28 protein-coding genes are annotated in these 26,137 nt (G+C 62.8%); 22 read left to right on the top strand and 6 right to left on the bottom strand.

Features of this window, described 5'->3' with window-relative positions; all coding sequences use genetic code 11:
* Positions 1 to 159: 159 nt before the first annotated feature.
* Entirely contained in the window at positions 160 to 945 is a 786-nt protein-coding gene (locus O6P39_RS17555) for a hypothetical protein (RefSeq protein ID WP_275607758.1), read from the bottom strand.
* A 47-nt stretch (positions 946 to 992) separates the two neighbouring features.
* On the bottom strand, positions 993 to 2,036 hold the full coding sequence (locus tag O6P39_RS17550) for an alpha/beta fold hydrolase (protein WP_275611973.1): 1,044 nt from the start codon (positions 2,034 to 2,036) through the stop codon (positions 993 to 995).
* Between the two features lie 107 nt (positions 2,037 to 2,143).
* Between O6P39_RS17550 and aroC the strand changes: the two genes are divergently transcribed.
* The 6 genes from aroC to O6P39_RS17520 all read left to right on the top strand — a co-directional run bounded on the left by aroC (position 2,144) and on the right by O6P39_RS17520 (position 6,759).
* On the top strand, positions 2,144 to 3,235 hold the full coding sequence (gene aroC / locus O6P39_RS17545; RefSeq protein ID WP_275607757.1) for a chorismate synthase: 1,092 nt from the start codon (positions 2,144 to 2,146) through the stop codon (positions 3,233 to 3,235).
* A 58-nt stretch (positions 3,236 to 3,293) separates the two neighbouring features.
* Positions 3,294 to 4,457, top strand: a complete 1,164-nt coding sequence (locus O6P39_RS17540; protein WP_275611972.1) for an MFS transporter — start codon at positions 3,294 to 3,296, stop codon at positions 4,455 to 4,457.
* Positions 4,441 to 5,064 carry a methylthioribulose 1-phosphate dehydratase gene (locus O6P39_RS17535; protein ID WP_275607756.1) on the top strand — a complete coding sequence of 208 codons (624 nt, stop codon included), beginning with the start codon at positions 4,441 to 4,443 and terminating at the stop codon, positions 5,062 to 5,064. The genes O6P39_RS17540 and O6P39_RS17535 overlap by 17 nt, the downstream gene beginning before the upstream one ends.
* Before the next feature lie 28 nt (positions 5,065 to 5,092).
* On the top strand, positions 5,093 to 5,638 hold the full coding sequence (locus O6P39_RS17530; RefSeq protein WP_275607755.1) for an acireductone dioxygenase: 546 nt from the start codon (positions 5,093 to 5,095) through the stop codon (positions 5,636 to 5,638).
* Between the two features lie 176 nt (positions 5,639 to 5,814).
* The gene (gene mtnC / locus O6P39_RS17525; RefSeq protein ID WP_275607754.1) at positions 5,815 to 6,498 is read left to right on the top strand and encodes an acireductone synthase; all 684 of its coding nucleotides are present in this window, start codon (positions 5,815 to 5,817) and stop codon (positions 6,496 to 6,498) included.
* 72 nt (positions 6,499 to 6,570) lie between these two features.
* Positions 6,571 to 6,759, top strand: a complete 189-nt coding sequence (locus O6P39_RS17520; protein WP_275611971.1) for a PLD nuclease N-terminal domain-containing protein — start codon at positions 6,571 to 6,573, stop codon at positions 6,757 to 6,759.
* 342 nt (positions 6,760 to 7,101) lie between these two features.
* Here the strand turns inward: O6P39_RS17520 and O6P39_RS17515 are convergent, their stop codons facing one another.
* Complete coding sequence (locus tag O6P39_RS17515; protein ID WP_275607753.1) at positions 7,102 to 7,629, bottom strand: dihydrofolate reductase family protein; 528 nt, start codon at positions 7,627 to 7,629, stop codon at positions 7,102 to 7,104.
* 66 nt (positions 7,630 to 7,695) lie between these two features.
* On the opposite strand from O6P39_RS17515, the gene O6P39_RS17510 reads away from it, so the two are divergent.
* Together O6P39_RS17510 and O6P39_RS17505 are read left to right on the top strand one after the other, a co-directional pair.
* Positions 7,696 to 8,274, top strand: coding sequence for a helix-turn-helix domain-containing protein (locus O6P39_RS17510; protein WP_275607752.1), 579 nt, complete (start codon positions 7,696 to 7,698; stop codon positions 8,272 to 8,274).
* Between the two features lie 90 nt (positions 8,275 to 8,364).
* The gene (locus O6P39_RS17505) at positions 8,365 to 8,832 is read left to right on the top strand and encodes a methylated-DNA--[protein]-cysteine S-methyltransferase (RefSeq protein ID WP_275607751.1); all 468 of its coding nucleotides are present in this window, start codon (positions 8,365 to 8,367) and stop codon (positions 8,830 to 8,832) included.
* Here O6P39_RS17505 and O6P39_RS17500 read toward each other — a convergent pair.
* Both O6P39_RS17500 and O6P39_RS17495 read right to left on the bottom strand, forming a co-directional pair.
* Positions 8,829 to 9,305 (bottom strand): methylated-DNA--[protein]-cysteine S-methyltransferase, encoded by a 477-nt coding sequence (locus O6P39_RS17500; RefSeq protein ID WP_275607750.1) that lies wholly within the window; start codon positions 9,303 to 9,305, stop codon positions 8,829 to 8,831. The genes O6P39_RS17505 and O6P39_RS17500 overlap by 4 nt on opposite strands.
* A gap of 2 nt (positions 9,306 to 9,307) precedes the next feature.
* Positions 9,308 to 10,213 (bottom strand): DNA-3-methyladenine glycosylase, encoded by a 906-nt coding sequence (locus tag O6P39_RS17495; RefSeq protein ID WP_275607749.1) that lies wholly within the window; start codon positions 10,211 to 10,213, stop codon positions 9,308 to 9,310.
* A 181-nt stretch (positions 10,214 to 10,394) separates the two neighbouring features.
* Between O6P39_RS17495 and speE the strand changes: the two genes are divergently transcribed.
* From speE to O6P39_RS17480, 3 genes are all read left to right on the top strand, one after another.
* The gene (gene speE / locus O6P39_RS17490; protein WP_275607748.1) at positions 10,395 to 11,255 is read left to right on the top strand and encodes a polyamine aminopropyltransferase; all 861 of its coding nucleotides are present in this window, start codon (positions 10,395 to 10,397) and stop codon (positions 11,253 to 11,255) included.
* Positions 11,256 to 11,580: 325 nt separating this feature from the next.
* Positions 11,581 to 13,656 (top strand): LTA synthase family protein, encoded by a 2,076-nt coding sequence (locus O6P39_RS17485; RefSeq protein ID WP_275607747.1) that lies wholly within the window; start codon positions 11,581 to 11,583, stop codon positions 13,654 to 13,656.
* 283 nt (positions 13,657 to 13,939) lie between these two features.
* Positions 13,940 to 14,725 carry a sulfite exporter TauE/SafE family protein gene (locus O6P39_RS17480; protein ID WP_275607746.1) on the top strand — a complete coding sequence of 262 codons (786 nt, stop codon included), beginning with the start codon at positions 13,940 to 13,942 and terminating at the stop codon, positions 14,723 to 14,725.
* A gap of 55 nt (positions 14,726 to 14,780) precedes the next feature.
* On the opposite strand, the gene O6P39_RS17475 is transcribed toward O6P39_RS17480, so the two are convergent.
* Positions 14,781 to 15,797, bottom strand: coding sequence for an AraC family transcriptional regulator (locus tag O6P39_RS17475; protein WP_275607745.1), 1,017 nt, complete (start codon positions 15,795 to 15,797; stop codon positions 14,781 to 14,783).
* 131 nt (positions 15,798 to 15,928) lie between these two features.
* On the opposite strand from O6P39_RS17475, the gene O6P39_RS17470 reads away from it, so the two are divergent.
* The 11 genes from O6P39_RS17470 (at position 15,929) to O6P39_RS17420 (ending at position 26,005) form a co-directional block, all read left to right on the top strand.
* Positions 15,929 to 17,404, top strand: a complete 1,476-nt coding sequence (locus O6P39_RS17470; RefSeq protein ID WP_275607744.1) for an NAD(P)/FAD-dependent oxidoreductase — start codon at positions 15,929 to 15,931, stop codon at positions 17,402 to 17,404.
* The gene (locus O6P39_RS17465) at positions 17,388 to 18,335 is read left to right on the top strand and encodes an alpha/beta hydrolase (RefSeq protein WP_275607743.1); all 948 of its coding nucleotides are present in this window, start codon (positions 17,388 to 17,390) and stop codon (positions 18,333 to 18,335) included. The genes O6P39_RS17470 and O6P39_RS17465 overlap by 17 nt, the downstream gene beginning before the upstream one ends.
* Positions 18,332 to 19,093: an SDR family oxidoreductase gene (locus O6P39_RS17460; RefSeq protein ID WP_275607742.1), complete on the top strand. Its 762-nt coding sequence runs from the start codon at positions 18,332 to 18,334 to the stop codon at positions 19,091 to 19,093. Before O6P39_RS17465 ends, O6P39_RS17460 begins: the two co-directional genes overlap by 4 nt.
* Positions 19,094 to 19,126: 33 nt before the next feature.
* A complete protein-coding gene (locus tag O6P39_RS17455; protein WP_275607741.1) occupies positions 19,127 to 19,801 on the top strand; it encodes a hypothetical protein in 675 nt (224 codons plus the stop codon).
* Positions 19,802 to 19,901: 100 nt separating this feature from the next.
* On the top strand, positions 19,902 to 20,810 hold the full coding sequence (locus O6P39_RS17450) for a DMT family transporter (protein ID WP_275607740.1): 909 nt from the start codon (positions 19,902 to 19,904) through the stop codon (positions 20,808 to 20,810).
* Positions 20,811 to 21,037: 227 nt separating this feature from the next.
* Complete coding sequence (locus O6P39_RS17445) at positions 21,038 to 21,379, top strand: ribonuclease E inhibitor RraB (protein ID WP_275607739.1); 342 nt, start codon at positions 21,038 to 21,040, stop codon at positions 21,377 to 21,379.
* 1,315 nt (positions 21,380 to 22,694) lie between these two features.
* Entirely contained in the window at positions 22,695 to 23,192 is a 498-nt protein-coding gene (locus O6P39_RS17440; RefSeq protein ID WP_275607738.1) for a hypothetical protein, read from the top strand.
* Positions 23,193 to 23,197: 5 nt separating this feature from the next.
* The gene (locus O6P39_RS17435) at positions 23,198 to 23,374 is read left to right on the top strand and encodes a hypothetical protein (RefSeq protein ID WP_275607737.1); all 177 of its coding nucleotides are present in this window, start codon (positions 23,198 to 23,200) and stop codon (positions 23,372 to 23,374) included.
* Positions 23,374 to 23,706, top strand: a complete 333-nt coding sequence (locus O6P39_RS17430; RefSeq protein WP_275607736.1) for a hypothetical protein — start codon at positions 23,374 to 23,376, stop codon at positions 23,704 to 23,706. Before O6P39_RS17435 ends, O6P39_RS17430 begins: the two co-directional genes overlap by 1 nt.
* A complete protein-coding gene (locus O6P39_RS17425; protein ID WP_275607735.1) occupies positions 23,706 to 25,778 on the top strand; it encodes a tape measure protein in 2,073 nt (690 codons plus the stop codon). Before O6P39_RS17430 ends, O6P39_RS17425 begins: the two co-directional genes overlap by 1 nt.
* On the top strand, positions 25,775 to 26,005 hold the full coding sequence (locus tag O6P39_RS17420) for a hypothetical protein (RefSeq protein ID WP_275607734.1): 231 nt from the start codon (positions 25,775 to 25,777) through the stop codon (positions 26,003 to 26,005). Before O6P39_RS17425 ends, O6P39_RS17420 begins: the two co-directional genes overlap by 4 nt.
* Positions 26,006 to 26,137 lie beyond the last annotated feature (132 nt).

Genomic DNA, 26,137 nt, shown 5'->3' with positions numbered 1-26,137 from the left:
CGTGTTCGAGGTCCGGCTGGACCATGCAGTGGCCGGCGGCCGGGGTGTAACGGCGTACAACCGCGAACGGTTGTACGCCCTACGTTCCTGGTATTTCGGTACAGGATCACACCCGTTCGCGAGCAAGCTCGCTCCTACAGGGCCGTGTGTCGCAACGCCTCAGCGCGTGGCGATCCAGATCAACAACCCCGCCTGGAACACCGCGAACACGGTCAGGCAGGCGATGGTGAAGCGCAGGCTGGTGTCGTCGCGGCGGAAGGTCTCGATACGCTGCTCCAGGCGGCGGATTTCGTTGGCCTGGGTGGCGAGGTTGAGGTCGGCCTGTTCGAGCATGGCGGCGGCGTCCAGCAGCGGCAGGATCTGCACCTTTTCCTTGTGCCAGTCATCGTAGAGCTCGCTGACCCGGCCGGCGCTGTAGCGCGCCTTGAGCAGCCCCGAGTCCTCGTAGATCACATCGAAGCCCTGGGCGCGCAGGAAGTGGTCCCGGCGCTGGCGGGCCTCTTCGCTGACCGCGTCCTTCATCGCCAGCGCACCACCTTCGACGCGGTAGTGCGCCCACTTCTTCTTTGCCCAGCCCACCCCTTGCGCCAGCAGGAAGCGGCCCAGGCCGCGGTTCAGCGGTTCGGTGGCGAAGCCCGAGTCGGCGCCGAAGCGGATTTCCTTGTTGCGGTGGTCCGCCCAGACCTCCAGCAGGTTCACTTCCTTGCGCAGCACCTGCCCCGGCAACTGGATGGTCAGGCGCAGCAGGCTCTGTTCGCTGCTGTGGCGTTCCACCCGGCCGAGCTGGACGAAGCGCAGCGGCCGCGCGCCGGTCGTGCGGTCGGTGGGCAGCGGCGCCAGGCGCAGCAGGCGATAGTGCTCCGGAGCCAGTTCCGCCCAGGGATGGGGGCGGGCAGGGCTCTGGGCGGCACTCGCGTCGAGGGCAGTGGGTTCGGCTTGGTTCATGGAGCGGTCCTCGGGCCCGGCGGGCGTAACCGGGGCAGTCCCGAAGGTTATCGACGGATCGCGGCGTTTCTTGAGACGTTCGCTCCAGATAGCGCAAGGGTGGAGTCGGGCAGGGTGCGGGCGGTCTTCACGAAGGCCACGATGCGCTGCACCAGTTCCCGCGCCAGGGGCAGGTTGGGGTTGTTGTAGGAGGCCAACTGCTGCGGGCCGCCGGCCGGGACGATGCGCAGGATGTGGTTCATGCCGTCGATCAGGTACAGCTCGCTGTCGGGCTTGGCCTGCTTGAGCGCCAGGGCGTCTTCCTCGCCCACCTGGATGTCGTGGCGCCCCTGGAGGATCAGCGTCGGCATCTTCAGCGCGGCGAAGGCGCGGGCCGGGTCCTGGCGGAACAGCGAGATCAGGTAGGGCTGCACGCTGGGGCGGAACAGCGCCAGCAGCGGCTGCGGCACCCTTGGCTGGAGTTGGCCGGCATTGAGACCGTCGATCAACTGGTTGACCTCCGCCTGCAGGGGCGGCGGCAGGCGGCCTTGCAGTTGCTCGCGCAGCACCTCGCCGATGGGGCGGGAGCTGCCGGAGATCGATACCAGCTCGTCGGCGTGGGATTTGGGCGCCGCCAGGCTCGCGATCAGCGCTCCCTCGCTGTGGCCGATCAGCACCTGGCGGCCGAAGCGCGGGTCGCGCGCCAGCCGGTCGCTCCAGGCGATCACGTCGGCGACATAACCGTCGACGCTGAGTTCCTCTTCCCGTGGCGCCGCCGGCAGGCTGCGGGCCACGCCACGCTTGTCGTAGCGCACGCTGGCGATGCCGTTCTCCGCCAGCGCCTCGGCCAGTTTGCGCAGGTAGCCGTTGTTGCCGCCCTCGGGGTTGTTGCCGTCGCGGTCGGTGGGGCCGGAGCCGGCGATCAGCAGGGCGACCGGCGGCGGGGTGGCGCTTTGCGGCAGCAGCAGGGTGCCGCGCAGCACGCCGTGGCCGGTGTCCAGGTCATACGGGCGTTGCAGGATGCTGCTGGGAGCGGCTTGCGCGGTCGAGCCGAGCAGGCCGGCGAACAGGCAGAGACAGAGGAGGACGAGACGGCGCATCGAAGACTTCAGACGGGGTGATGGCGCTTTGACTCTCCCCGTCGCGGAAGGTTCGCAGGGCGGATTGACGCAGGTATACTGCTCGGCCTTTTCGATCCCTGTCTTCCGCGGAGCCTCGCATGTCCGGCAACACCTACGGCAAGCTGTTCACCGTCACTACCGCTGGCGAAAGCCACGGCCCGGCGCTGGTCGCCATCGTCGACGGCTGCCCGCCCGGCCTGGAGATTTCCCTGGAAGACCTGCAGCGCGACCTGGACCGCCGCAAGCCCGGCACCAGCCGCCACACCACCCAGCGCCAGGAAGCCGACGAGGTGGAAATCCTCTCCGGCGTGTTCGAGGGCAAGACCACCGGCACCCCGATCGGCCTGTTGATCCGCAACACCGACCAGAAGTCCAAGGACTACTCGGCGATCAAGGACCTGTTCCGCCCGGCCCACGCCGACTACACCTACCACCACAAGTACGGCATCCGCGACTACCGTGGCGGCGGCCGTTCCTCGGCGCGCGAGACCGCCATGCGCGTGGCCGCCGGGGCCATCGCCAAGAAGGTGCTGGCGGGCATGGGCATCAGCGTGCGCGGCTACATGAGCCAGCTCGGCCCGATCGAAATCCCCTTCAAGACCTGGGACAGCGTCGAAGACAACGCCTTCTTCAGCCCCGACCCGGACAAGGTGCCGGAGCTGGAGGCCTACATGGACCAACTGCGCCGCGACCAGGATTCGGTCGGCGCGAAGATCACCGTGGTCGCCGAAGGCGTGCCGCCGGGCCTGGGCGAGCCGATCTTCGACCGCCTGGACGCGGAACTGGCCCATGCGCTGATGAGCATCAACGCGGTGAAAGGCGTGGAAATCGGCGCCGGCTTCGCCAGCGTCGCCCAGCGCGGCACCGAGCATCGCGACGAGCTGACCCCGGAAGGCTTCCTGTCGAACAATGCCGGCGGCATCCTCGGCGGCATCTCCAGCGGCCAGCCGATCGTTGCCCACCTGGCACTCAAGCCGACTTCCAGCATCACCACCCCTGGCCGCTCCATCGACGTGAACGGCAACCCGGTGGACGTGATCACCAAGGGCCGCCACGACCCGTGCGTGGGCATCCGCGCCACCCCCATCGCCGAGGCGATGATGGCCATCGTGCTGCTCGACCACCTGCTGCGCCATCGTGCGCAGAATGCCGACGTGAAGGTCGGTACCCCGGTCCTCGGCCAGCTTTGAGTGACCTGAACCTCCCGCGAGCCGCCCGGTTCGCGGGAGCGTCACGTGCCTCCCGCCGCTGATGGCTCAGGTTCCCTACTGGCGGCTGTCCAGTTTCTACTTCTTCTACTTCTGCCTGCTGGGTGGGACGGCGCCGTTCCTCGCGCTGTATTTCCATCACCTGGGCTTCCCGGCGCCGCGCATCGGCGAGTTGGTCGCCATCCCCATGCTGATGCGCTGCGTGGCGCCGAACCTGTGGGGCTGGCTGGGCGACCGCAGCGGCCAGCGGCTGGCCATCGTGCGCTTCGGCGCGGTGTGCACGGCGCTGTGCTTCGCCGGCATCTTCCTGGATCACAGCTACGCCTGGCTGGCGCTGGTGATGGCCGGGCATGCGTTCTTCTGGCATGCCGTGCTGCCGCAGTTCGAGGTGATCACCCTCGCGCACCTGAGCGGGCGCACCGAGAGCTACAGCCGCATCCGCCTGTGGGGCTCCATTGGTTTCATCTGCACCGTGGTCGGCCTGGGCTGGCTGTTCGAGCGCGCCAGCCTGGATGCCTACCCGTTGGCGCTGCTGGCAATCATGCTGGGCATAATCGGCGCCAGTTGGTGGGTGCCCAATGCGCAACCGCCGGCGCGCCATGACGAGGCCGATGCCGGCGGCTTCCTCAAGCAACTGCGCAGCCCCGGCGTATTGGCGTTCTACCTGTGCGTATGCCTGATGCAGCTGTCCCACGGCCCGTACTACACCTTCCTGACCCTGCACCTGGAAGCGCTCGGCTACGCCCGTGGCCTGATCGGCCAGCTCTGGGCGCTGGGCGTGGTGGCCGAGGTGTTGCTGTTCCTGGTCATGCCGCGCCTGCTCAAGCGCTTTTCCCTACGCCAGGTGCTGGCGGCAAGTTTCCTGCTGGCGGCCTTGCGCTGGCTACTGTTGGGCACGCTGGCCGGGCACCTGCCGGTGCTGCTGTTCGCCCAGTTGCTGCATGCTGCCACCTTCGGCAGCTTCCATGCCGCCGCGATTCATTTCGTCCAGCGCAGCTTCCAGGCCCGCCAGCAGGGACAGGGCCAGGCGCTCTACGCCGCGCTGGCGGGGACGGGCGGTGCGCTGGGTGCGCTTTACTCCGGCTACAGCTGGGGTAGCCTTGGCCCGGCCTGGACCTTCGCCATTGCGAGCGTGGCCGCGCTGGCCGCCGCCTTCATCATCTGGACCCGTCTGAACGAGGACCCGCATGAACGACACCCGTGAACAGCTGACCCAGCAGATCATCGAAGCCGGGCGCTTCCTCTACGGCCGCGGTTGGTCGCCGGCCACCAGCAGCAACTACTCGGCGCGCCTGGCGGCTGACCGCGCGCTGCTCACCGTCTCGGGCAAGCACAAGGGCCAGCTCGGTATCGACGACGTGCTGGAAACCGATCTGGCCGGCAACAGCCTGGAGCCGGGCAAGAAGCCCTCTGCGGAAACCCTCCTGCACACCCAGCTCTACGCCTGGCGCCCGGAGATCGGCGCGGTGCTGCACACCCATTCGGTGAATGCCACCGTGCTTTCGCGTCTCACGCCTGGCGACCGCCTGGAGCTGGAAGACTACGAGCTGCAGAAGGCCTTCGCCGGCGTCACCACCCACGAAGGCCGCGTCACCGTGCCGATCTTCGACAACGACCAGGACATCGCCCGCCTGGCTGTCAAGGTGCAGCCCTGGCTCGACGCCCATCCCGACTGCCCCGGTTATCTGATCCGTGGCCACGGCCTGTACACTTGGGGACCGCGCATGAGCGACGCGCTGCGCCAGATCGAAGCCTTCGAGTTCCTCTTCGAGTGCGAGCTGAAGGTGCTGAGCCTGCGTGGCGCCCGCTGAACAACCTTGAGAATCGAGTAGCCCGACCATGAGCAGCCTGACCGTCTACCACGAATCGAGCCCCGAGCAGCCGCTGAAGCTGCTGACTCATGCCGAGGACATCGCCTCGACCCTGAACGCCGTCGGCGTGCGCTTCCAGCGCTGGCAGGCCAACGCACCCATCGCCCCCGGCGCCAGCCAGGAGGAGGTGCTCGCCGCCTACCAGCACGAGATCCGCCGCCTGCAGGAGGAGGAGGGCTACGTCACCGTGGACGTGGTCAGCCTGACCGCCGATCACCCGCAGAAGGACGAACTTCGCGCCAAGTTCCTCGACGAACACCGCCACGGCGAGGACGAGGTGCGCTTCTTCGTCGCCGGTCGCGGGTTGTTCACTCTGCACATCGAGGATCACGTCTACGCCGTGCTGTGCGAGAAGAACGACCTGATCTCGGTGCCGGCAGGCACCCGCCATTGGTTCGACATGGGCGAGCGTCCGCACTTCGTGTCCATCCGCCTGTTCAACAATGCCGAGGGATGGGTCGCCAAGTTCACCGGCGACGACATCGCCAAGCGCTTCCCGTTGCTGGAAGACTGATCCAATGGGGAATTTGCCCTAGTCGCCACTGGCAGGCGGGGCGTTATTTGCTCTTCGTAGGAGCGAGCTTGCTCGCGAACAATCTCGCCGGTCAGTTCAGCGGCATGCGGTTCGCGAGCAAGCTCGCTCCTACATATCTTCCCGCCTACGCCAGAGGCGGACCTTTGGAGTTTTCCATGCCGATCAAAGCCATCCTCACCGACATCGAAGGCACCACCAGCGCGGTCAGCTTCGTCTTCGACGTGCTCTTCCCCTATGCCGCCGCGCACCTGCCGGACTTCGTCCGCGAGCACGCCAGCGAACCGGCCGTGGCCGAGCAACTGGCCGCCGTACGCGCCGACAGCGGTGAAGTCAGCGCCGACACCGAGCGCTGCATCGAGATTCTCCTGGGCTGGATCGCCGAAGACCGCAAGGCCACGCCGCTCAAGGCGCTGCAGGGCATGGTCTGGGAGCAGGGCTACCGCGCCGGCCAGCTCAAGGGGCACGTCTACCCGGACGCCGTGGACGCGCTGCGCCACTGGCATGCCGAGGGCTTCAAGCTCTACGTCTATTCCTCCGGTTCGATCCAGGCGCAGAAACTGATCTTCGGCTGTTCCGAGGCGGGCGACCTGACGCCGCTGTTCTCCGGCTATTTCGACACCACTAGCGGGCCCAAACGAGAGGCCGAGTCCTACCAGCGTATCGCCGCCGCCATCGGCCTGCCCGGCGAGGAGATCCTGTTCCTCTCCGACGTAGTGCAGGAACTGGACGCCGCACAGCAGGCCGGCCTGCAGACCATCGGCCTGGCCCGCGAAGGTGGCGTGCTGGAAGGGCACGACACCGTGGCCAGTTTCGCGGTGATCGACCCCGCGCGGGTCTGAGCCGTCGCTCGCGCTGTCGGGGCGCGGGACGCTATCATCAGCGCACCAACTTTCTATAGAGGGATCTTGAATATGGGTTTCCTGCGCGAACTGATCGCCCTGGTTATCTTCGTCGTGGACATCTGGGCCATCCTCAACGTGGCGAGAAGCGACGCCGACATACCGAAGAAGATCATCTGGGTTCTGGTGATCGCCGTTCTGCCGGTGCTGGGGTTGATCGTCTGGGCATTCGCCGGGCCGCGCAGCAAAGTTCGCACCTGAGAGCGAACGCGTAGGGCGTATAACGTTCGACGTTATACGCCGTTTGATCTTGGTTCCCGGCCCTACGGGAGCACGATGGTTGCCCCTGCAAGCTTGGCAGTTTCCGTAGGAGCAACTGTCTTCTACCGGGTTAATCCCTGCCTGCGCTTCCCCCTCACCCCAGCCCTCTCCCTCAGGGAGAGGGAGCCGTCCGTGCCGGCTGACACTACGGTTTCATCCTGCACCGAACAGTCCCCTCTCCCGCTTGCGGGAGAGGGTTAGGGTGAGGGGCCCTTGATCTTGTAGGAGCGGACTCTGTCCGCGAAATCCCTCCACCTACTCCATGACAACCGGCTATCCCCCTCAACCAAACCGGTAATGCATCCGCACGCACCCTGGCTCGATCATCTTCGCCGACACCAATGTCGGTGAAGCCTGGAAGCCGGTGGCCGGAAAGAGCGGAATGCCGCCCCCGATGATTTCCGGTATCACGTAGACCTCCAGCTCATCCAGCGCCCCGCGCTCCAGAAAGGCCATCTGCAACTGGCCGCCGCCAAGCATCCACACGTCCCCGTCGTCCAGCGCACGCAGTTCCGCCACCAGTGCGTCGATATCGCTGCGGGTTTCCAGCGGGCCCTTCGGGTTTTCGATAGGCCGTGACGTCATCACCAGCACCCGCTGCTCACCGTACGGCCAGGGACTGGGGTCGGCTTCGAGGAAGTCATAGGTGCCACGCCCCATGACCAAGGTGCGAATGCGCTGGATGAACAGGTCGTAGTGGTGCTCGCCCAGTTCCAGCTTGTCGTGCCGGAACAACCAGTCCAGGCCGTGCTCCGGGGTGGCGATGTAGCCGTCGAGGCTGCTGGCGATGTAGCCGAGAATCCTGGCCATGCTGAATCTCCTTCGGTAAGATTCGCTCAATATATAAATGAATGTTCATTTATAAAAGAGGATTGAATGGCCAGAACCAAGACGGTCAGCGACGAAGCGATACTCGACGCCGCCATGGCGCTGATGGTGCGTGAAGGGCCGGAGGCGGTGACCTTCGCCGCCGTCGGGCGGGAAGTGGGGCTGTCCGCCGCGACGCTGGTGCAGCGCCACGCTACCAAGGCCGACTTCCTCCGCGCCGTGCTGCTGCGCGCCTGGGACCAGCTGGATGCGCAGACGGCGCGGCTCGATGAGACAACCGAGCTCAACCCGGAAGGCGCGGTGCGGATGCTGGTGGCGATGTTCCCGGTGGGCGAGGGCGAGACCGATTACGCGGAAGGGCTGCTGATCCTGCGTGAGGACATGCGCGATCCGCTGTTGCGCAAGCGCGGTGCGCAGTGGGGCGAGGCGCTGGCGAAGGCACTGGGCCGGCGCTTGAGTGGCGATCCGGCGCGACAGCCGCTGCTCGGGCGCCTGATGGCCAGCCAGTGGCAGGGCGCGCAGCTATGGTGGGCCTTCGAGCGCAAGGGCGACCCCGCCAACGCCATCGGCGCCGAGCTGCGCCGCTGGTGCGAGGTCATGCTGGCCGGCGAAAGACTTGCGGGATAGCACCCGGGGGCGGACACTCGAGCGATGCATTACTGCCTGATCGAAACAGAACTCGGCTGGTTCGGGCTCGCCTGGAGCCCGCGGGGAATCGTGCGCACCTATCTGCCGGGTGATTCCGTGCATTCCATGCGCGAACGCTTCGACAGACTCGGCACCGAGACCGCCCACTGGCCGGCGTTCATCGACGAGGCGCGCCAGTTGATCCTTGGCTATGCGCGGGGCGAGGCGGTGTCCTTCGACGGCCTGCCGCTGGACCTGTCGGCCGTCAGCGATTTCCATCGCCGCGTCTATGACGACATCCTCCAGCTGGGACGTGGCGAGACCACCACCTATGGCGAGATCGCCCGCCGCCTGGGCGATGTCGGATTGTCCCGCGCGGTGGGGCAGGCGATGGGCAGCAATCCGATTCCGTTGATCATCCCGTGCCACCGCGTGCTGGCCAGTGGCGGCAAGACCGGTGGTTTCTCCGCGCCGGGCGGGAGCACGTCGAAGCTGCGCATGCTGGCGCTGGAGGGCTTCGAGGACCCGCAGGCCGCACAGACCGCCTTCGACTTCTAGCCCCTTTCGATTGCGCCCTCCAGACGCAGCAGCAGCTCCTTGCGCGGCAGGCCGCCGGCATAGCCGGTGAGACTGCCGTTGCTGCCGATCACCCGGTGGCAGGGCACGATGATGCTGATGGGGTTGGCGCCATTCGCCGCGCCCACCGCACGGATCGCCTTGGGTCGGCCGATGCGCCGCGCCAGTTCGGCATAGACGGTGGTGTAGCCGTAGGGAATCTCCAGCAGTGCCTGCCAGACCTGGCGCTGGAACTCGGTGCCGCCGGTGTTCAGGCGCACGTCGAAGCGCTGGCGCTTGCCGGCGAAGTACTGGTCGAGCTGGCGCGCCACCTCGTCCAGCAGCGGGCTGCCCTGTTGCCAGTCCGGCTCGGGGTAATGCCGCTGCTCCAGGTCCATGTAGAGCATCCTTAGCCCGCTTTCGTCGCCAGCCAGCAGCAGGCGGCCGGTGGGGCTGTCGTGGTAGCGGTAGTGCATGGTCATCCTCCGGTGCGGCCGCCCTGGGAGTAAGCGTGCCACAGATAGACGGCGGCGTAGGCGCGCCACGGCCGCCAGGCTTCGGCGCGGCGTTGCAGGTCGCGGGCGTTGATGCCCTCCACGCCCCAGACCGGCGACTTGAGCAGGCCCAGGTCAGCCGTGGGGAAGGCGTCCGGATCGCCGAAGGCGCGCAGGGCGACGTACTCGGCGGTCCAGGGGCCGATACCGGGCAGGGCGCAGAGACGCTTCACCAGGTCGTCGGCGCCGTCGTCGATATGCAGGGCCAGGGTGCCGTTGGCGCAGGCGGCGGCGAAGCGTTGCAGGGTTTCCACGCGCTTGCCGGGCATGCCGATGCCGGCGAGATCGGCGTCGGCCAGGGCTTGGGGCGTGGGGAACAGGCGGCTCGGCTGGCCCTCGGTTTCACCGGGCAGCACCTCGCCCAGGCGCTGGACAAGCCGGCCGACGATGGTCACCGCCGCCTTCACGGTCACCTGTTGGCCGACGATAGCGCGCACTGCCTGTTCGAACGGGTCGAACGCGGTGGGCAGGCGTAACCCCGGCGCTTGCCGGATGAGCGGGCTGAGCAGCGGGTCGTTGCCCAGGTGCTGGGCGATATGGCCGGGGTCGCTGTCCAGGTCGAACATCTTGCGCACCCGTGCCGCCAGTGTTTCGGCATGCTGTGGGGCGAGGTGGATTTCCAGTTCCAGCTCGGCGCGGTCCTCCAGCGGGCGCACGCTGAACCAGCCGGCCTCATCGCCGATGCGCACGCTACGGGCGTAGCGCTCGGGCGACAGGCACTCCACGCCGCCCAGGCTGCGCAGGGCGAAGTGCTCGTGGAACTGCTGCCAGCTCCAGGGGGCGCGGTAGGGCAGGTGGATGATCCGGGGTGTCGGGGATGTGTTTTTCATGCAGCGACCTTACCTGTTGCGGGCATGGCTGTCCTCCCGGCGCTGACTTTCAAACTGCCGGTCATGAGTTCGGCTGACGACGGGGTTCGACCTGTCATCGTCGGGCACGTAGAATGCGCGCCTCTTTCGGGGCGGCGCGGCCGTCCCCTCCTATTGTCTTGTCCCGACGGGAGCCCAGCCCATGCACGATTACCAGGAAACCCTCTACGACGGCTATGGCCAGCGTTTCAGCGTCGACAGGATGCTCCACGAGGTGCGCACCGAGCACCAGCACCTGGTGATCTTCGAGAATGCCCGCATGGGCCGGGTGATGGCGCTGGACGGGGTGATCCAGACCACCGAGGCCGACGAGTTCATCTACCACGAGATGCTCACCCACGTGCCGATCCTCGCCCATGGCGCGGCCAAGCGCGTGCTGATCATCGGCGGCGGCGACGGCGGCATGCTGCGCGAGGTGTCCAAGCACGCCAGCGTCGAGCACATCACCATGGTCGAGATCGACGGCACCGTGGTCGACATGTGCAAGGAGTTCCTGCCGAACCACTCTCAGGGCGCCTTCGACGATGCGCGCCTGAACCTGGTGATCGACGACGGCATGCGCTTCGTGGCCACCACCACGGAGAAGTTCGACGTGATCATCTCCGACTCCACCGACCCGATCGGCCCGGGCGAGGTACTGTTCTCGGAGAACTTCTACCAGGCCTGCCATCGCTGCCTGAACGAAGGCGGCGTGCTGGTGACCCAGAACGGCACGCCCTTCATGCAACTGGACACCGTGCGCAACACCGCCGGCCGCATGCACGGCCTGTTCGCCGACTGGCACTTCTACCAGGCGGCCGTGCCGACCTATATCGGTGGTTCGATGACCTTCGCCTGGGGCGCGACCAACCCGGCCCTGCGCCACGTCGATGTTACTACCCTGGCCCAGCGCTTCGCCGCCAGCGGCATCCAGACCCGCTACTACAACCCGGCCATCCACCAGGGCGCCTTTGCCCTGCCGCAGTATGTGCTGCAGGCCATCGGCAAGCCGGCCAACGACTGATTTCCGCGCAGCCGGCGGCAAGGCTATGCGCCGTTTCCCCCAGCGGGTTGCGGCGCCATACCGGCAGGCCGGCGGTCGGTCATGACAGTTTCTTCACCCGCCGTCCGGCACTGTGCCCGCCATCCGGCGGTCGTAGCGCTGTTGCCGGGCGCTCGTATCATTCCGAAACGATTGTTCGCGTCGCCTTAATGTCGGCTTCAGCGGCGCCGAATAGAATGCGCCGCCGCTGCTTTTGCGGTGTAATGCCGCAGTTTTTTCGCGCTTACGCAGGGCCCCGCACGGGCGGCGCGCCTTCGAACCCACACGTTCAAAACGGAACCTAGAAATGGGCCAACCAGAAGTCCTGACCAATCGCCAGAACGGTGCGAGCCTCACGCGGCCCACCGTCTCCAGCCATCTGGCGTTCACTGCGCTCAGCGTCCTTGCGCTGATGGCGATGTTCTCCCTGACGCGTCTTGCGCTGTTCATCTACAACCGCGAGCTGATCGGCACCACGCCGGCCTCCACCTTCGTCGAAGCGTTCATCACCGGCATGCGTTTCGACATCCGCGTGGTGGTCTACATCGTTGCCCCGCTGGTCTTCGCCCTCCTCAGTGCCCGCGCCATGGGTTGGCGCTGGCTGTGGAAGGCCTGGCTGACCCTGACCGCGAGCGTCACGCTGTTCCTCGGCGTGGTGGAGATGGACTTCTACCGTGAATTCCACCAGCGCCTGAACAGCCTGGTGTTCCAGTACATGGCCGAAGACCCCAAGACCGTCATGAGCATGATCTGGTACGGCTACCCGGTGGTCCGCTACCTGCTGGCCTGGGCCTTCGCCACCTGGCTGCTGTACCTGCTGTTCCGCGGCATCGACCGTGCGACCCGCCCGAGCGCCGCAGGCTCCGCCGTTGCCGCCTGGTACATCCGTATCGCCGTGATGCTGGTGGTGGTCGTGCTGTGCGTCGTCGCCGCCCGTGGCACCCTGCGCCAGGGCCCGCCGCTGCGCTGGGGCGATGCCTTCACCACCGACTCGATGTTCGCCAACCACCTGGGCCTCAACGGCACCATGACGCTGATCAAGGCCGCCGAGGACCGCTTCGGCGAGGACCGCGCGAATATCTGGAAATCCACGCTGCCCAATGACCAAGCCCGCGACACCGTGCGCCAGATGCTGCTCACGGCGAACGACAAGCTGGTCGATGCCGATACCGCCGCCATTCGCCGCGACTTCACCCCGCCGGCCGGTGGCACCCTGCCGGTCAAGAACGTGGTGGTGATCCTGCTGGAAAGCTTCGCCGGCCACTTCGTCGGTGCGCTGGGCGGGGAGGGCAACATCACTCCGTACTTCGACAAGCTGTCGAAGGAAGGCCTGCTGTTCACCCAGTTCTTCTCCAACGGCACCCACACCCACCAGGGCATGTTCGCCACCATGGCGTGCTTCCCCAACCTGCCGGGCTTCGAATACCTGATGCAGACGCCCGAGGGTGGCCACAAGTTCTCCGGCCTGCCGCAGCTGCTGTCGGCGCGCAAGTATGAAGATGTCTACGTCTACAACGGCGACTTCGCCTGGGACAACCAGTCCGGCTTCTTCGCCAACCAGGGCATGACCACCTTCATCGGCCGTAACGACTTCGTGAACCCGGTGTTCTCCGACCCGACCTGGGGTGTGTCCGACCAGGACATGTTCGCCCGCGGCAACGAGGAGTTGGACAAGCTCGAGTCCACCGGCAAGCCGTTCTACGCCCTGCTGCAGAGCCTCTCCAACCACGTGCCCTACGCACTGCCGAAGGACCTGCCGGTGGAGCGCGTGACCGGCCACGGCAGCCTCGACGAGCACCTGACCGCCATGCGCTATTCCGACTGGTCGCTGGGGCAGTTCTTCGAGAAGGCCAAGAAGTCGCCGTACTACAAGGACACCCTGTTCATCGTGGTGGGTGACCACGGCTTCGGCGCGCCGGACCAGCTGACCGAAATGGACCTGTTCCGCTTCAACGTGCCCTTCCTGATGATCGCTCCGGGCATCCAGGAGAAGTTCGGCGCCACCCGCGACACCGTCGGCACCCAGATCGACATCGTGCCGACCATCATGGGCCGCCTGGGCGGCGAGACTCGCAACCAGTGCTGGGGCCGCGACCTGCTGAACCTGCCCGAAGGCGACAAGGGAATCGGCGTGATCAAGCCCTCCGGCAGCGAGCAGGTGGTGGCGATCATCAACGGCAACCGCATCCTGATCAAACCCAAGGAAGGCGATATCCGCGTCTACGACTACAAGGTCGGCAAGGACTTCGGCGTGACCCGCGTGGAAAACGCGCCGGACCAGGAGTCCCTGCGCCTGCGCCTGGAGTCCTTCATCCAGACCGCGACCAAGAGCCTGCTGGACAACACCGCTGGCGTGGTGGATCCCAAGTCGGGCACCAAGTGATCGCCGGGTGAGAGGAAAAGGGGGCCTTTGGGCCCCTTTTTCATGCCTGCTGATTTCCTGCAGGAGCGAGCTTGCTCGCGAACCTTTGGGACCCGGCGCCGGTGCTGTTCGCTCCTACGTGGAAAACCTCGTGCCAGACTCTCGGGGCGGGGATTTTCCTGCAGAAGCTTCCGTATAAACCGGTTATAAATTAAGACCACAACGGTCTAATGGATTATAAGAAAAGTCGTTATCCTGCCGCCCACACCACGAGGTGATCAGTTACGCCAGTCAGGACTCGCAGATGGATGTTGGCAATATCGGTTTCGTAATCGCGGGTCTTGTTGTGGGTTTCATCGTCGGTATGACCGGCGTTGGCGGTGGCTCGCTGATGACCCCCATCCTGCTCTGGTTCGGCATCAATCCCGCCGCGGCGGTCGGCACCGACCTGCTGTATGCCGCCATCACCAAGTCCGGCGGCGTCCTGGTTCACCGCAAGAACGACAACATCGACTGGCGCATCACCGGCTGGCTCGCCCTCGGCAGCGTGCCGGCAGCGGCGCTGACCCTGCTGTTCCTGCACAGCCTGAATGCCGATACCGCGGCGATGAACAGCATCATCAAGCATGCCCTGGGCATCGTCCTGCTGCTCACTGCGCTGGCGGTGCTGTTCAAGAAGCAGGTGCTGGCCTTCGCCCAGCGCCATGCCGGCGACAGCTTCCACTTCAGCGGCCCGAAGCTGAACACCCTGACCGTCGTCACCGGTGCCATCCTCGGCGCCATGGTCGCGCTGACTTCCATCGGCGCCGGCGCGCTGGGTACCGTGGCGCTGTTCATGCTCTATCCCTTCCTCGCCACCCGCCGTCTGGTGGGCACCGAGATCGCCCACGCCGTACCGCTCACCCTGGTCGCCGGCCTCGGCCATGCCAGCATGGGCAACATGGACTGGGGCCTGCTCGGCTACCTGCTGATCGGCTCGCTGCCGGGCATCTACGTCGGCAGCCACCTGGCCGGCCGCATTCCGGATGGCGTGCTGCGTCCGTGCCTGGCGGTGATGCTGGCATCGATCGGCTACAAGCTGGTCTTCTGAAACCTCTCGACGATCTGCTGCGGCCTTGGCTCGCAGGATCGTCGACTGCTCTTCGCTAGCCGCGGCGGAAACGCCCCGGCGTCACACCTTTCCAGCGGCGGAAGGCGTGAATGAAGTTCGACACCTCCCCATAGCCGAGCCGCTCGGCGATCTCCTCCAGACGAATCACGCCCGTGGCCAGCAGTTCCTCGGCCAGCGCCTGGCGCACCTCGTCCACCAGCGCGCGGAAGCTGCTGCCTTCGGCCTCCAGGCGACGGCGCAGGGTACGCGAGGTCATGTGCATGGCCTCGGCCATCTGTTCCATGTCCGGCAGCCGGCCTGGCGTGGCCAGCAAGCGGTCGCGGATCTGCCCGGACAGCCCGGTGCGCACCTGGCGGCGGGCGAGCAGGGCGCGGCATTGCTCCTCGCAGCGCAGCGCCACCTCCGGGTTGGCGCCCGGTAGTGGCAGTTCGAGGATGCGGCTGTCGAAGACGATGCGGTTCTCCGCCTGGCCGAACAGCGGCCGTACGCCCAACTCATCGATGTAGGGCTGCACGTCGCTGGGGGCTTCGCGGCGGAAGCTGACCTGGCGCACGGGCGCCGGCTGGTTGGTCAGGTCGCGCTGGATGCGCAGCACGCCGCCGCCGTCGCGCTCGATCAGGAAGTCACGCAGGTCCTCCGGGATGGCGGTGTCGTCCAGCAGCAGGTGCGCCTCGCCGTCGTGCTCCTCCAGGCGCATGCGGTGGAAGGCGTAGGTCAGGTCGAGGTAGCGCAGCCCCAGGCGCGCGGCGCTGAGGAAGGTGGCGCTGCTGAGCAGGGCGAAGCCCCAGATACCATAGGTGTTGAGGTGGTAGCGCAGCCCGGCTTTGAGGCCGATGCCGGGGATGTGCCCCAGGTGCCGGGCCAGGTTGCGCACCAGGCTCAGCTCCTGCTCCGCGTCCACGTCCGCGCCGGGATCGGCGAGCACGCCGATGTCCAGGCCGGTGCCGCCCAGGCACTGTTCCAGGTTCAGGCCGTGGTCCAGGGCGAACTGCGTCAGCAGTTGCACGCTGACGGCGCTGCGGCGGGGCGACCAGGGAGGAGAGGCAGGCATGAGAATCCTCGTCGGACAAAGTGACCGAAAGTCACAATTTTATGTCCGACTATGCCATAACCCAGTGACGAATGAAGCCCTAGGATGTTCCCATCCGCCATCGGGCGGGAAACACCACCGGGAGCACAACAATGACAAACACTTCCCCCGGGTCGGCTGCCGTGCGCGTGCTGATCATCGGTGCCGGCTTCGCCGGCCTGGGCCTGGCGATCCGTCTGAAACAGGCGGGTATCGACGACTTCCTGATCCTCGAGAAGGCCGGCGACGTTGGCGGTTGTTGGCGCGAGAACCGCTATCCGGGCGCCGCCTGCGACGTGCCTTCGCACCTGTATTCCTTCTCCTTCGAACCCAAGGCCGACTGGTCGCGCAAGTTCGCGCCGCAGGCGGAAATCCTCGACTACGCCCGGCACTGCGCGGACAAGTACGGCCTGCGCGAACGTATCCGCTTCCACTGCGAGGTCAGCGCGGCGGGCTTCGACGAAGCGGCCGGGGAGTGGCGGGTGACCTGCGCCAATGGCGAGGAGTTGCGCGCCCAGTCGCTGGTCTGCGCGCTCGGCCAACTGAGCCGTCCGCTGATTCCGCACTTGCCGGGTATCGAACGCTTCAAAGGCAGGGCCTTCCATTCCGCGCAATGGGACGCCGAGGCGCCGCTGGAAGGCAGTCGTGTAGCGGTGGTTGGCACCGGTGCCAGCGCCATCCAGTTCGTGCCACAGATCGCGCCGAAGGTCGCCGAGCTGCTGCTGTTCCAGCGCAGCGCGGCCTACGTGATTCCCAAGCCGGACCGCCCCTACGCCGACTGGGAGCGCCACCTGAAGGCGCGCCTGCCGTGGCTGCAACGCCTGGACCGGGGGCTCAAGTATGTCCAGCACGAAGCGCGGGCGTTGGCCTTCACCGTGTTCCCGCCGCTGATGAAGGTGATGCGCCTGAGCTTCCATCGCCACCTGCGGCGCGGCATTCCCGACGCGGGCCTGCGCGCGCGGTTGGAGCCGGATTACCCGCTGGGCTGCAAGCGCATCCTGATCAGCAACGACTACTACCCGGCGCTGGCGCGCAGCAATGTGAAGCTGGTCGATACGGGCATTCGCGAAGTCACCGAGGACGCCATCGTCACCCGCGACGGCCAGCGCCATCCGGTGGATACCCTCATCTACGGCACCGGTTTCGCCGCCACCGAGTTCCTGGCGCCGATGCGTGTCCAGGGCCTGGGCGGGCGCGAGCTGAATCAGGCCTGGAAGGATGGCGCGGAAGCCTACAAGGGCATCAGCGTCAGCGGCTTCCCCAACCTGTTCATCCTCTACGGGCCGAACACCAACCTGGGGCACAGCTCGATCATCTACATGCTGGAAAGCCAGTTCCCCTACGTGCTGGCCTGCCTGCAGCGCATCCGCCGCGAGGGCCTGAAGTACCTGGACGTGAAACCCCAGGTGCAGCAGCGTTTCAACCAGCACCTGCAACATGAGCTGGGCCACACCATCTGGGAGCGCGGTTGCAACAGCTGGTACAAGACCGCCAGCGGCCGCAATACCGTCAACTGGCCGGGTTTCACCTTCCGCTACCGTCAACTGACCCGTCAGCCGGAGTTCGCCGACTATGACTGCATCCGTTGAGCCCGTGATGCCGCTGTCCCTTGGCCAGAAAGTCCTGACCGCCGTCTTGCGCGGCCTGCTCAACCTGCTGTTCCGTGGCCTGATGGGCCCGCAGCTGCCGGTGAAGGCGCAGCGCGCATTGCTGCGCGGGCTGACCGCCGCGACCCTGACGCCCCGTGGCCTGCTGCGCGAGCAGACGACCCTGGGCGGGCTGCCCTGCGAGGTCTGGCGGCCCCGCGAGGGTGGGGAGGGAAGGGTGATCCTCTACCTGCATGGCGGCGCCTACCTGGTGGGGTCGCCGGCCACCCACCGCGCCATCACCGCCAACCTGGCGCGGCGCTGCCGGGCGGAGGTCTGGGTGCTGGATTACCGCCTGGCGCCGGAGCATCCGTTTCCGGCCCAGCGCGACGACGCCGTGGCGGCCTACCGCGCGCTGCTGGACAAGGGTATCCCGGCGGCGGCCATCGCCATTGCCGGGGATTCCGCCGGCGGCCACCTGACCCTGCAGCTCGCGCTGCAAGCCAAAGCGCTCGGCCTGTCAATGCCCGGCGCGCTGGTGACCTTCTCGCCGGTGACCGACCTCACCGCCGAGCATCTGCATGTGCCGGCGGCGGGCGACCCCTTGATCACCCGCGCCTGGATGGACAGCGCCATGGCGATGTTCTGCCCGCCTGGAGTGCCCCGGACCGACGCGCAGCTGTCGCCGCTGTACGCCGATCTCAGCGGCCTGCCGCCGTTGCTGATCCAGGTTGGCGAGGATGAAGTGCTGCGCAATGACAGCCTGCGTTTCGTCGATGCCGCGCGGCGCTATGGTGCCGTGGTGAAACTGCAGCGCTTTGCCAACTGCTGGCATGTGTTCCAGGCCCATGCCGGGGTGCTGAAGGTGGCCGACCGCGCGCTGCAGGACGCCGCCGATTTCGTTGCCCAACATCTGCAGGGAGTGCGTCGATGAACAACATCCTGATCAGCGGCGCCGCCTCGGGCATTGGCGCCGCCACCGCGAAACTGTTCCACCAGCGTGGCTGGCGCGTGGGCCTGATCGACCTGAGCCCCGAGCCGCTGGCGGCGCTTGCCATGGAGCTGGGTGGCGCCTGGCGGCGAGCGCTGGATGTCACCGATGCCGAGGCGGTGGCTGCCGCGGTGCGTGAGTACGCCGAAGACTGCGACGGCGGTCTGCGCCTGCTGTTCAACTGCGCGGGCATCCTGCGTTTCGGCCGCTTCGAGGACATCAGCCTGGCCGATCACCAGCGCATCATCGCGATCAACGTGCAGGGCGTGCTCAACTGCTGCTACGCCGCGCTGCCGTACCTCAAGCGCACGCCGGGCGCGCAGGTGCTGAACATGGGCTCTGCCTCCGGGCTGTATGGCGTGCCGCAGATGGCCAGCTACTCGGCGTCGAAGTTCGCCGTGCGCGGGCTGACCGAGGCGCTGGAGCTGGAATGGCGCGAACATGGCATCCGCGTCGCCGACCTGATGCCGCCCTTCGTGCGCACGCCGATGGTCGCCAGCCAGATCGTCGAGCCGCCGGTGCTACGCCGCCTGGGCGTGACCCTGAGTGCCGAGGACATCGCCGAAGCGGCCTGGCGCCAGGCCGGGAGCAGGGCGGTGCACCGTCCCATCGGCGCGCTGTTCCGGGCGATGTACTGGTCCGGCCAGTTGTCGCCGCCATCGCTTAACCGCTGGGTGATGGCCTGGCTCAGCCGCGCCTGAGTAGACTGCACGGGCGGCGAAGGAGGCCGACCCATGCAGGAACACCACGACAGCGCCTGGCAGCGTGTGCTGCAGGACATCACCACACCCTTCGACCGGGTCAGCGAGATGACCTACGGGGTGATCATGACCCTGACCATCATCTCGGTGATTTCCGCCGCCAGTGGCGGGGCGAGCCGGCAGGACCTGATCGTCGCCGCGCTGGGCTGCAACCTGGCCTGGGGCCTGGTGGACGCGCTGATGCTGCTGGTGCGCCTGCGGGTGGAGAGGACTCACCGACATGGCCGCCTGCGGGCCTTGCGTGGCATCTCGAACGACACGGATTTCCGCGACGGACTCGACGACTTCCTGCCGCCCCGGCTGGTGGCCGTCCTGCAACCGGACGAGGTCTGGCGCCTGCGCCAGCGCCTGATGGGGTCGTCTCTGGGGACTGGCGAGCCGCCGCGCGGCGGCGCCGAGGTGTGGTTGGCGGCCCTGCTGATCGTGCTGCTGGTCACAGGAATCACCCTGCCGATGATCCTGCCGCTCTGGTTGGTGCCGGACGACCTGCTGGCGCTGCGGCTGGCCCAGGCTATCGGCGTGGTCATGCTGTTCATGCTCGGCTGGCTGCTGGCGCGTTGGGCCGGCGATTCGCCCTGGCCGGGGGCGCTGGGTTTCACCGCGCTGGGCGTGGCGATGACCGGGCTGTGCATTGCCCTGGGGGGATAGTGTTTCAGGTTGTTTCCGTTCTTGCGCGCAGAGGTGCCGGCCCGGATGCTGGAACGTCGTCCCGCCGGGACGGTCCACCACCCGATGCAAGGATGCCGTCATGCCATTCGCCTATGCCTGCCTGGCCCTGTCGATGCTGCTCGTCGGGGGCAATATCGCCATCGGCAAGCTGATCCTCGCCGAAGTCCCGCTCTACCTGTTCGCGGCCTTGCGCTTCCTCATCGCCAGCCTGGTGCTGCTGCCGGGCATGTTCCTCCGCGACGCCCGCCGGGGGCTGGATCGCCGGGCCTGCGGCGGGCTGTTCCTGCAGGCGTTCTTCGGTTGCTTCCTGTTCAGCCTGTGCATGTTGCACGGCGTGCTGCTGACCTCGGCGACCAGCGCCGGAATCATCACCAGCGCCACGCCGAGCGTGATCGCGCTGCTGGCCTGGCTCTGGCTGCGCGAGCGGATCAGTGCACCGCAGTTGTTGGCGATCGTGCTGGCGGTGTCGGGCATCGCCGCGCTGAACCTGCTGGAACACCCGGAAACCGGCAGCGGCAGTGTCGCCGGCAACCTGCTGGTGCTCGGCGCGGTGCTGGCCGAAGCGCTGTTCGCGGTGTTCTCGCGCCGGCTGTCGCTCAGTGTGCGGCCCTGGGCCATGGCTTTCGGCGTCAACCTGGCCGGGCTGCTGCTATTCCTGCCGCTGGCCGTGCCGCAGGCGCTGGAATTCGATTGGAGCCTGCCTGGTGCGGCGACCTGGGGTTGGCTGCTGTTCTACGCGCTGAGCGCCAGCGTGCTGTCCTTCCTGCTCTGGTACCGCGGTATCGCACAGGTGCCGGCCAATGTCGCCGGGCTGTTCACCGGCCTGATGCCGGTCAGCTCCGCGCTGGTCGGGGTGTCGCTGCTGGGCGAGCATTTCAGTGTCGGCCACGCTCTGGGCATGCTGCTGGTGCTCGCCGCGCTGGTGCTGGGCACCCGTCGTGCCGAATTGCCGCCTGTCGCCGTTGCCGGGGCCGACGCGGTGAAGTAGCGGCAACTCGCCGGTAGAGGCGCTACGCTGGTGAAGTGGCCTTGGGAATCCGCCAAGGGAAAGTGCCTTTCAGCGTGTTCGGCGGATTTGGCTGCAATTGGGGGACGTTGATTCGCTTGGCGTTTCCCGTGGCACATAGAGGTGCCCGGAACGCATCCTTGCCCCAGGTCGGGGTGCGTTCGTTGGCGGGGAATAAACTCTGAACGTCTCGAAAGGAGGTGCGTACCATGGAAAAGCCCCTCTCGGAGGATATCAGCGTCAACGTGCTGCGCCGGATGAAGGAAGGTGGTTTCGATTTCGCTCGTATACATCCCATCGACTTTTTCGCCATCTTTCCCGATGAACAGAACGCCCGTAAGGCCGCCCGGCAATTCCGGGGCGAGTCGCTGAGGGCGCAGGTCGAAGCCCGCGACGATGGCGGCTGGAGCCTGCAGATCAGCAAGGTGATGTTCGCGACCCATGCGGGCATCGGCGCTTTCGAGCACGACCTGGAGGAAGTCGTGGCGCCGCTGGGAGGTGTTCTGGACGGCTGGGGCGTGACCCAGGAAGTGAACTCCCTGCGTCCCTAGCAGCAACGCGTTCCGAGCCGTCGACTGACGGCTGTGATTGTCTACCCGCAACCGCATACGCGCCGTCACCCACCATGACGGCGCGGTTTCCGCGCGGGTACGCTGGGGTTTATGACACCTCCCCGATGCGGCAGACTGCCGTGCGGAGGTGACCATGACCGATATTCTGATTCTGACGTTAAATTGAAAAGTCTTTAAATTACAACGACTTATGAATTGTCTTCTGTCTTGATTGTACTACTCAATTGTACCACTCAAGACCGTCATTAAGCTGGGGCGCTGGAGCCGGCAGTGGGGTAGGGGAGCGACGGAGACTGTAGGTGCATCCCTTCTCTGAGGCAGACTACAGGCACGATGCCGGTTCAGTCATTCTTACAGCACGATCAAGAACCATTCCAAGTGTATTGTTAGTTGCACTTCCGGTGATTATGAATAATGCGCTTACTTGATATCGCTACAGCCCAGTAGTTACGCTGAAAGTTTAAATAAAGAGCTTGACATACTTGACTTTTGGTAATAATGGTGTATAATATTATTAGATTGGTAGTTCTTCCTGAGTTGCGCTTCATTCCTCTCCTGCAATACCTCTTCTGAACACTCCTTCATATCAAACGTAATCCCTTCATTACGTCATTAAGCCAAGGGTTATCCATCCTCCTACACATTCCATCAGTAATGTGGCTGGAACTGATAGCAGAAAAGTTCATCCTTTAGATACGAAGCCGGCGTCTGCGATAAAACCGGCTAGCTTAATTCTCATACTACGAAGTCAAAGGCCCCCGAACAGGGGGTTTTTGTTGTTCGTCATTAATAACGTTTCAATTAATTCACATAGGAGATTCTTTCTTATGCGTGAAGGTGTATGCCTTTGCTGTGGGAAAACCACACGCAGCAATAACAAACCTAAAAAGTTCTGTAGCTCTGCTTGCAGATTAATTCATCACCGCCGTCTAAAGCGACAACTACGACAAGAGACAGATAATGATTAGAAATGAACCCGTAAGTTTCGCCAGTCTGGATGCTTGGCTTACGACTCAAGGGAACGCCGTATACCTCGCTTATACGTCAACACTTAATGGCTTTGTTTATTCAGTTGCCATTCCCCCTAATTGTGCATCTGGTTTGCCAACATCAACCACTATTGATGGAACTGTCTTCCCTCTTGCATGGGAACGTGTTAACGCACGAACAGTGTTCATCTTCCGTGACATTCAAATCAGACATCCTGAATATGCTGTGCCAAGAAATCTATTGCCACTTCCACCAAAGAAACAACCAACTCGACTATCTCTTGTTAAATAAAGGAAAACTAAATATGACATTAACCGCAAAGCCATTTCAATATAATAAAGATGAATACGACTTCCGCTGTGAGGTCGCTAAAGAAGAATATGAAAACAGCATTGCTGCACTTAGCCTTAATGGCGGGGCTCTAGTTCGCGTGAGTGTTGAAAACGACGCCATCGCAAACCTTCTTAGCGAACTTCAAGCATGGACTGAAGCAGGCTACACATTTGTAGATGGTAGCGGTGTATTCATCGCTGGAAACATCCTTGCCGGAATCTGGCCGGAATTCAATTGCACATTCCGCAAACCTCTGAAGACCCAAGAGCGTGAGCTGAAGAAGATTTATGCGAAAGTTCTTGATGAATACACAAAGGAACTAGCTGAAGCCGAACAGGCTAATTATCAGCGTCTTCGTGAAGAAGCCTTGATGCAATACCGTGCTGAGAAGCTAGCAGCGGAACTAGCAGCCGAAGAAGCGTATTTGGCTGCATTTGACGATAAATACAAAGCAGAACGTTCGGAGTAAATACAGTGGACGCAACACGTAAAATCATCCTGAAAGCACACAATCCTGTGCAGCTTCAGAAAGAGCAAGAAATGGAGAAAGCTTTGAAAGCTTGGCTACCGGGGATCGATGTAGACAATCTCCCATTAGCAAGCTTGGAAGAGTTGTATGTGATTTATAAAGCAGCAGCAGGGAAACAATGATGGACGCATACAGAGCATGTTTGCAAATGCCTGCTGGTGTTGATGTATGCAAAGCACTTCATCACTTGCGTGACTATCTACGTTATAACAATCTTGGCAATCCTGAATACAAATGGATCAAGTCGCAAGATGGAAGCACTTTTGTATCACTCAAAGCCAGTCGTGACATTATTCTACGATTGAGCATTTCCAAACTTGAAGAAAGAGGCGCCACCGTAGTTGCCCGACTTCAAAGGGATATTATTAAAGTGATGAAGAATGTTATCCCCCTTGGAGCTGTACAAGGTAAACATAGTGCTAATAGAAGCAGAAAGACTATTGAGGTGAGTTAATGTATACCGAGCAAATCGCCAAGCTCTACGGCACTCTAGAGTGGCATGTAAATAACAGTGGATTGAAGCAGTTTCAGAGAGCATTGGATAGAGTCCAGAATTCTCTAAAGCCGCTTCAAGATGCAGTAGCTAAAGCAGAATCAAAGCTTAATGGAGTTGGGAAGGCAGCAGCCGCCCAAAGAGAGAAACTTGATGGTCGTAAACGTCATTCGCTCAATCGTGAACTACAGCTTGAAACCGCACTCACTAATGTTAAGCGTGCTCAGTTTGCAGCAACGTTGAAACAATCGAAGCTGACGTACACAGGTAATAAAGAAGCCTCTAACGTTGCCACTGCTGGGATTCGTGATCAACAATTGTTGTTTGCCCAGTTGGCAAAGCAGCAACGCAAAGCTGATATGTCTGCTGAAACAGCACGTATTAAACAGCTTCGACTAACAGAGATGTTGAAGCAACAACAAGCCCGTACAGTGTTGTTGGAACAACGTAGAGTTAATCTAATGACTGGGGCTCAAAAGATTGAGCATCAGATTCAACAATTGCGTGAACGTGGTCAACGTCAGGCAATTGAATTCCAAGCCCGTCAGGCTTCGCGTGCTGCTGCTGAACGTCGTAAGGATGTTGTAGACCAACAACGTACAGAACGTCATCGCTGGGCCTTGCAACGTCAGCAAGCGTGGGAACGTAGACAAGAGGAACGCCAGAACAACAATAACGGGATGGGCATCTTCGCCCTTTCTGGATTGGGGCCTATTGCTGGCATTGGTGCTGCTGTATACAGCCTGCAAGCTGTCATCAATCGTCTTGGTGATCGTCTGGAACAATCCCAAACACGTGCCAGTGATGCTGAACAGTTTCAGAACGTATTAGATCAAGCAGGGGGCCAAAATCCCGATAACCGCAAGTTTATTAAGGATCAGTTCCTACGTATTGGACAAGAATACGGTAGTGCCATTGATCTACCTGCGGCACAAGAATTCCGTAAGTTTATTCTTGCTCAAACATCCATCGGTGCAACGCTAACCAAAGCTGTGCAGGTGTTCGAAACACAAGTAGGAGCCTTTACCGCTGCTGGCATGACTGCTCAGCAATCCGAACGTGCTAACTACCAGCTAAACCAGATTAGAGCTAAGGGAATGCCGGAAGGGGCTGACGTTAACGACTTGTTCGATAGTGCTCCGGTGATTGCTCCTTACATTCGTCAGGCATACGCCGACCGTGTAAAGCTAAAGCTGCCAGCCGGTAAGCTGGCTGCACGATTCAAAGAGGATGTTAGTAAGAAGAAAGTAGTTGCTGCTGACTTCGAAAAAGGTTTGGAAAACTTCCTAAAAGCCAACATGCCTGCTTTGGAGAAACAGAAGCAATCTATTGCAGCCGAATCCCAACGTTTGGAGAACGAGAAAACACTTCAAACACTGCGTTTGTACGGTGAGACAGAGATTAACTCTGCTGTTAGACAACGTATTCAATCTGAGAAAGAACTTGTCGTCGCTACGGAAGATTTGAAGCGCTCTATGATGGGCTTTGATACATGGTTGAACAAACAGACAGTGAAGCTATATGAAGCCTTGAGCGGTAGTAGGGACACACCTAATACAGACAGATTCAATAACAAACAATCTGGTATCAGACTCAATCCACGATTGAATCCCGGTGCAACATTGGAACGCAACAAACGCGACGAGATGCTAGCCAATCGTCCAATTAGTTTGGAAGCTCCACAACAAGAAGCTAACCCGGCTTTTGGTGAGCTTGGTAAGGCTCTTCTAAGCTTCGCTGACAGGTTTTCCCCACAAGGGAAGGCATTGCTTATGGCTAATCAAGATCAAGCACCAGCAGCGGCTATACAGGCTTTAAAGCAGACATTCAACAATAACAATGAAAACCACATTGACGCATCTGTAACGTTTGGTGATGTCGTGGTCAATGTCCCTAACTTCATTAGCGGACCTGAAGAACTTGCTAATGTGATTGGCGATAAGATCAGAGATGACTTTGGACAGCACCATGAAGATGCTATGCAGACTATTTACCGTAGAGCAATGATTAACGCCGCAGAGGGAAAGAAATGAAACAAGCAGCCTTCGGGCTGCTTTGCTTCATCATTCTGATTCACAGCGTCCACATTGAACACAAACTCAACCAATTAGAAAAGTACAACGAACAAGGCATCTATCTCTATTCACAAATGTTGCAAGACAATCTCTCACGTCAGGAACAGATTGAGAAGATTGTCACGGCAACAGCAATTAGAGAGAGTCGCCTTGCTGTCCAAGATTATCTTTCAAAGCCAAAATAAATAATGCTTGCTTTTTTAAAGTTGTAGCATTAACTTCCGCTACTTCGCAAGTTCCAACTCGCTCACTTGACCAAACTTCAAAGGAAGTCACTGGTCACGGTGGGCTTCGTGCATTCTGAATTTGTGGAATGC

It is taken from the genome of Pseudomonas sp. PSE14, assembly GCF_029203285.1.
Taxonomy (GTDB): Bacteria; Pseudomonadota; Gammaproteobacteria; order Pseudomonadales; family Pseudomonadaceae; genus Pseudomonas.
The sequence above is the reverse complement of the archived record's forward strand: the minus strand, read 5'-3'. Positions and strand labels throughout refer to the sequence as shown.

What these genes read in the sequence shown, in the direction of transcription:
- O6P39_RS17555 (WP_275607758.1), bottom strand. Translation starts at nt 945, where the DNA reads ATGAACCAAGCCGAACCCACTGCCCTCGACGCGAGTGCCGCCCAGAGC.
- aroC (WP_275607757.1), top strand. Translation starts at nt 2,144, where the DNA reads ATGTCCGGCAACACCTACGGCAAGCTGTTCACCGTCACTACCGCTGGC.
- O6P39_RS17535 (WP_275607756.1), top strand. Translation starts at nt 4,441, where the DNA reads ATGAACGACACCCGTGAACAGCTGACCCAGCAGATCATCGAAGCCGGG.
- O6P39_RS17530 (WP_275607755.1), top strand. Translation starts at nt 5,093, where the DNA reads ATGAGCAGCCTGACCGTCTACCACGAATCGAGCCCCGAGCAGCCGCTG.
- mtnC (WP_275607754.1), top strand. Translation starts at nt 5,815, where the DNA reads ATGCCGATCAAAGCCATCCTCACCGACATCGAAGGCACCACCAGCGCG.
- O6P39_RS17520 (WP_275611971.1), top strand. Translation starts at nt 6,571, where the DNA reads ATGGGTTTCCTGCGCGAACTGATCGCCCTGGTTATCTTCGTCGTGGAC.
- O6P39_RS17515 (WP_275607753.1), bottom strand. Translation starts at nt 7,629, where the DNA reads ATGGCCAGGATTCTCGGCTACATCGCCAGCAGCCTCGACGGCTACATC.
- O6P39_RS17510 (WP_275607752.1), top strand. Translation starts at nt 7,696, where the DNA reads ATGGCCAGAACCAAGACGGTCAGCGACGAAGCGATACTCGACGCCGCC.
- O6P39_RS17500 (WP_275607750.1), bottom strand. Translation starts at nt 9,305, where the DNA reads ATGCACTACCGCTACCACGACAGCCCCACCGGCCGCCTGCTGCTGGCT.
- O6P39_RS17495 (WP_275607749.1), bottom strand. Translation starts at nt 10,213, where the DNA reads ATGAAAAACACATCCCCGACACCCCGGATCATCCACCTGCCCTACCGC.
- speE (WP_275607748.1), top strand. Translation starts at nt 10,395, where the DNA reads ATGCACGATTACCAGGAAACCCTCTACGACGGCTATGGCCAGCGTTTC.
- O6P39_RS17485 (WP_275607747.1), top strand. Translation starts at nt 11,581, where the DNA reads ATGGGCCAACCAGAAGTCCTGACCAATCGCCAGAACGGTGCGAGCCTC.
- O6P39_RS17480 (WP_275607746.1), top strand. Translation starts at nt 13,940, where the DNA reads ATGGATGTTGGCAATATCGGTTTCGTAATCGCGGGTCTTGTTGTGGGT.
- O6P39_RS17475 (WP_275607745.1), bottom strand. Translation starts at nt 15,797, where the DNA reads ATGCCTGCCTCTCCTCCCTGGTCGCCCCGCCGCAGCGCCGTCAGCGTG.
- O6P39_RS17470 (WP_275607744.1), top strand. Translation starts at nt 15,929, where the DNA reads ATGACAAACACTTCCCCCGGGTCGGCTGCCGTGCGCGTGCTGATCATC.
- O6P39_RS17465 (WP_275607743.1), top strand. Translation starts at nt 17,388, where the DNA reads ATGACTGCATCCGTTGAGCCCGTGATGCCGCTGTCCCTTGGCCAGAAA.
- O6P39_RS17460 (WP_275607742.1), top strand. Translation starts at nt 18,332, where the DNA reads ATGAACAACATCCTGATCAGCGGCGCCGCCTCGGGCATTGGCGCCGCC.
- O6P39_RS17455 (WP_275607741.1), top strand. Translation starts at nt 19,127, where the DNA reads ATGCAGGAACACCACGACAGCGCCTGGCAGCGTGTGCTGCAGGACATC.
- O6P39_RS17450 (WP_275607740.1), top strand. Translation starts at nt 19,902, where the DNA reads ATGCCATTCGCCTATGCCTGCCTGGCCCTGTCGATGCTGCTCGTCGGG.
- O6P39_RS17445 (WP_275607739.1), top strand. Translation starts at nt 21,038, where the DNA reads ATGGAAAAGCCCCTCTCGGAGGATATCAGCGTCAACGTGCTGCGCCGG.
- O6P39_RS17440 (WP_275607738.1), top strand. Translation starts at nt 22,695, where the DNA reads ATGACATTAACCGCAAAGCCATTTCAATATAATAAAGATGAATACGAC.
- O6P39_RS17430 (WP_275607736.1), top strand. Translation starts at nt 23,374, where the DNA reads ATGGACGCATACAGAGCATGTTTGCAAATGCCTGCTGGTGTTGATGTA.
- O6P39_RS17425 (WP_275607735.1), top strand. Translation starts at nt 23,706, where the DNA reads ATGTATACCGAGCAAATCGCCAAGCTCTACGGCACTCTAGAGTGGCAT.
- O6P39_RS17420 (WP_275607734.1), top strand. Translation starts at nt 25,775, where the DNA reads ATGAAACAAGCAGCCTTCGGGCTGCTTTGCTTCATCATTCTGATTCAC.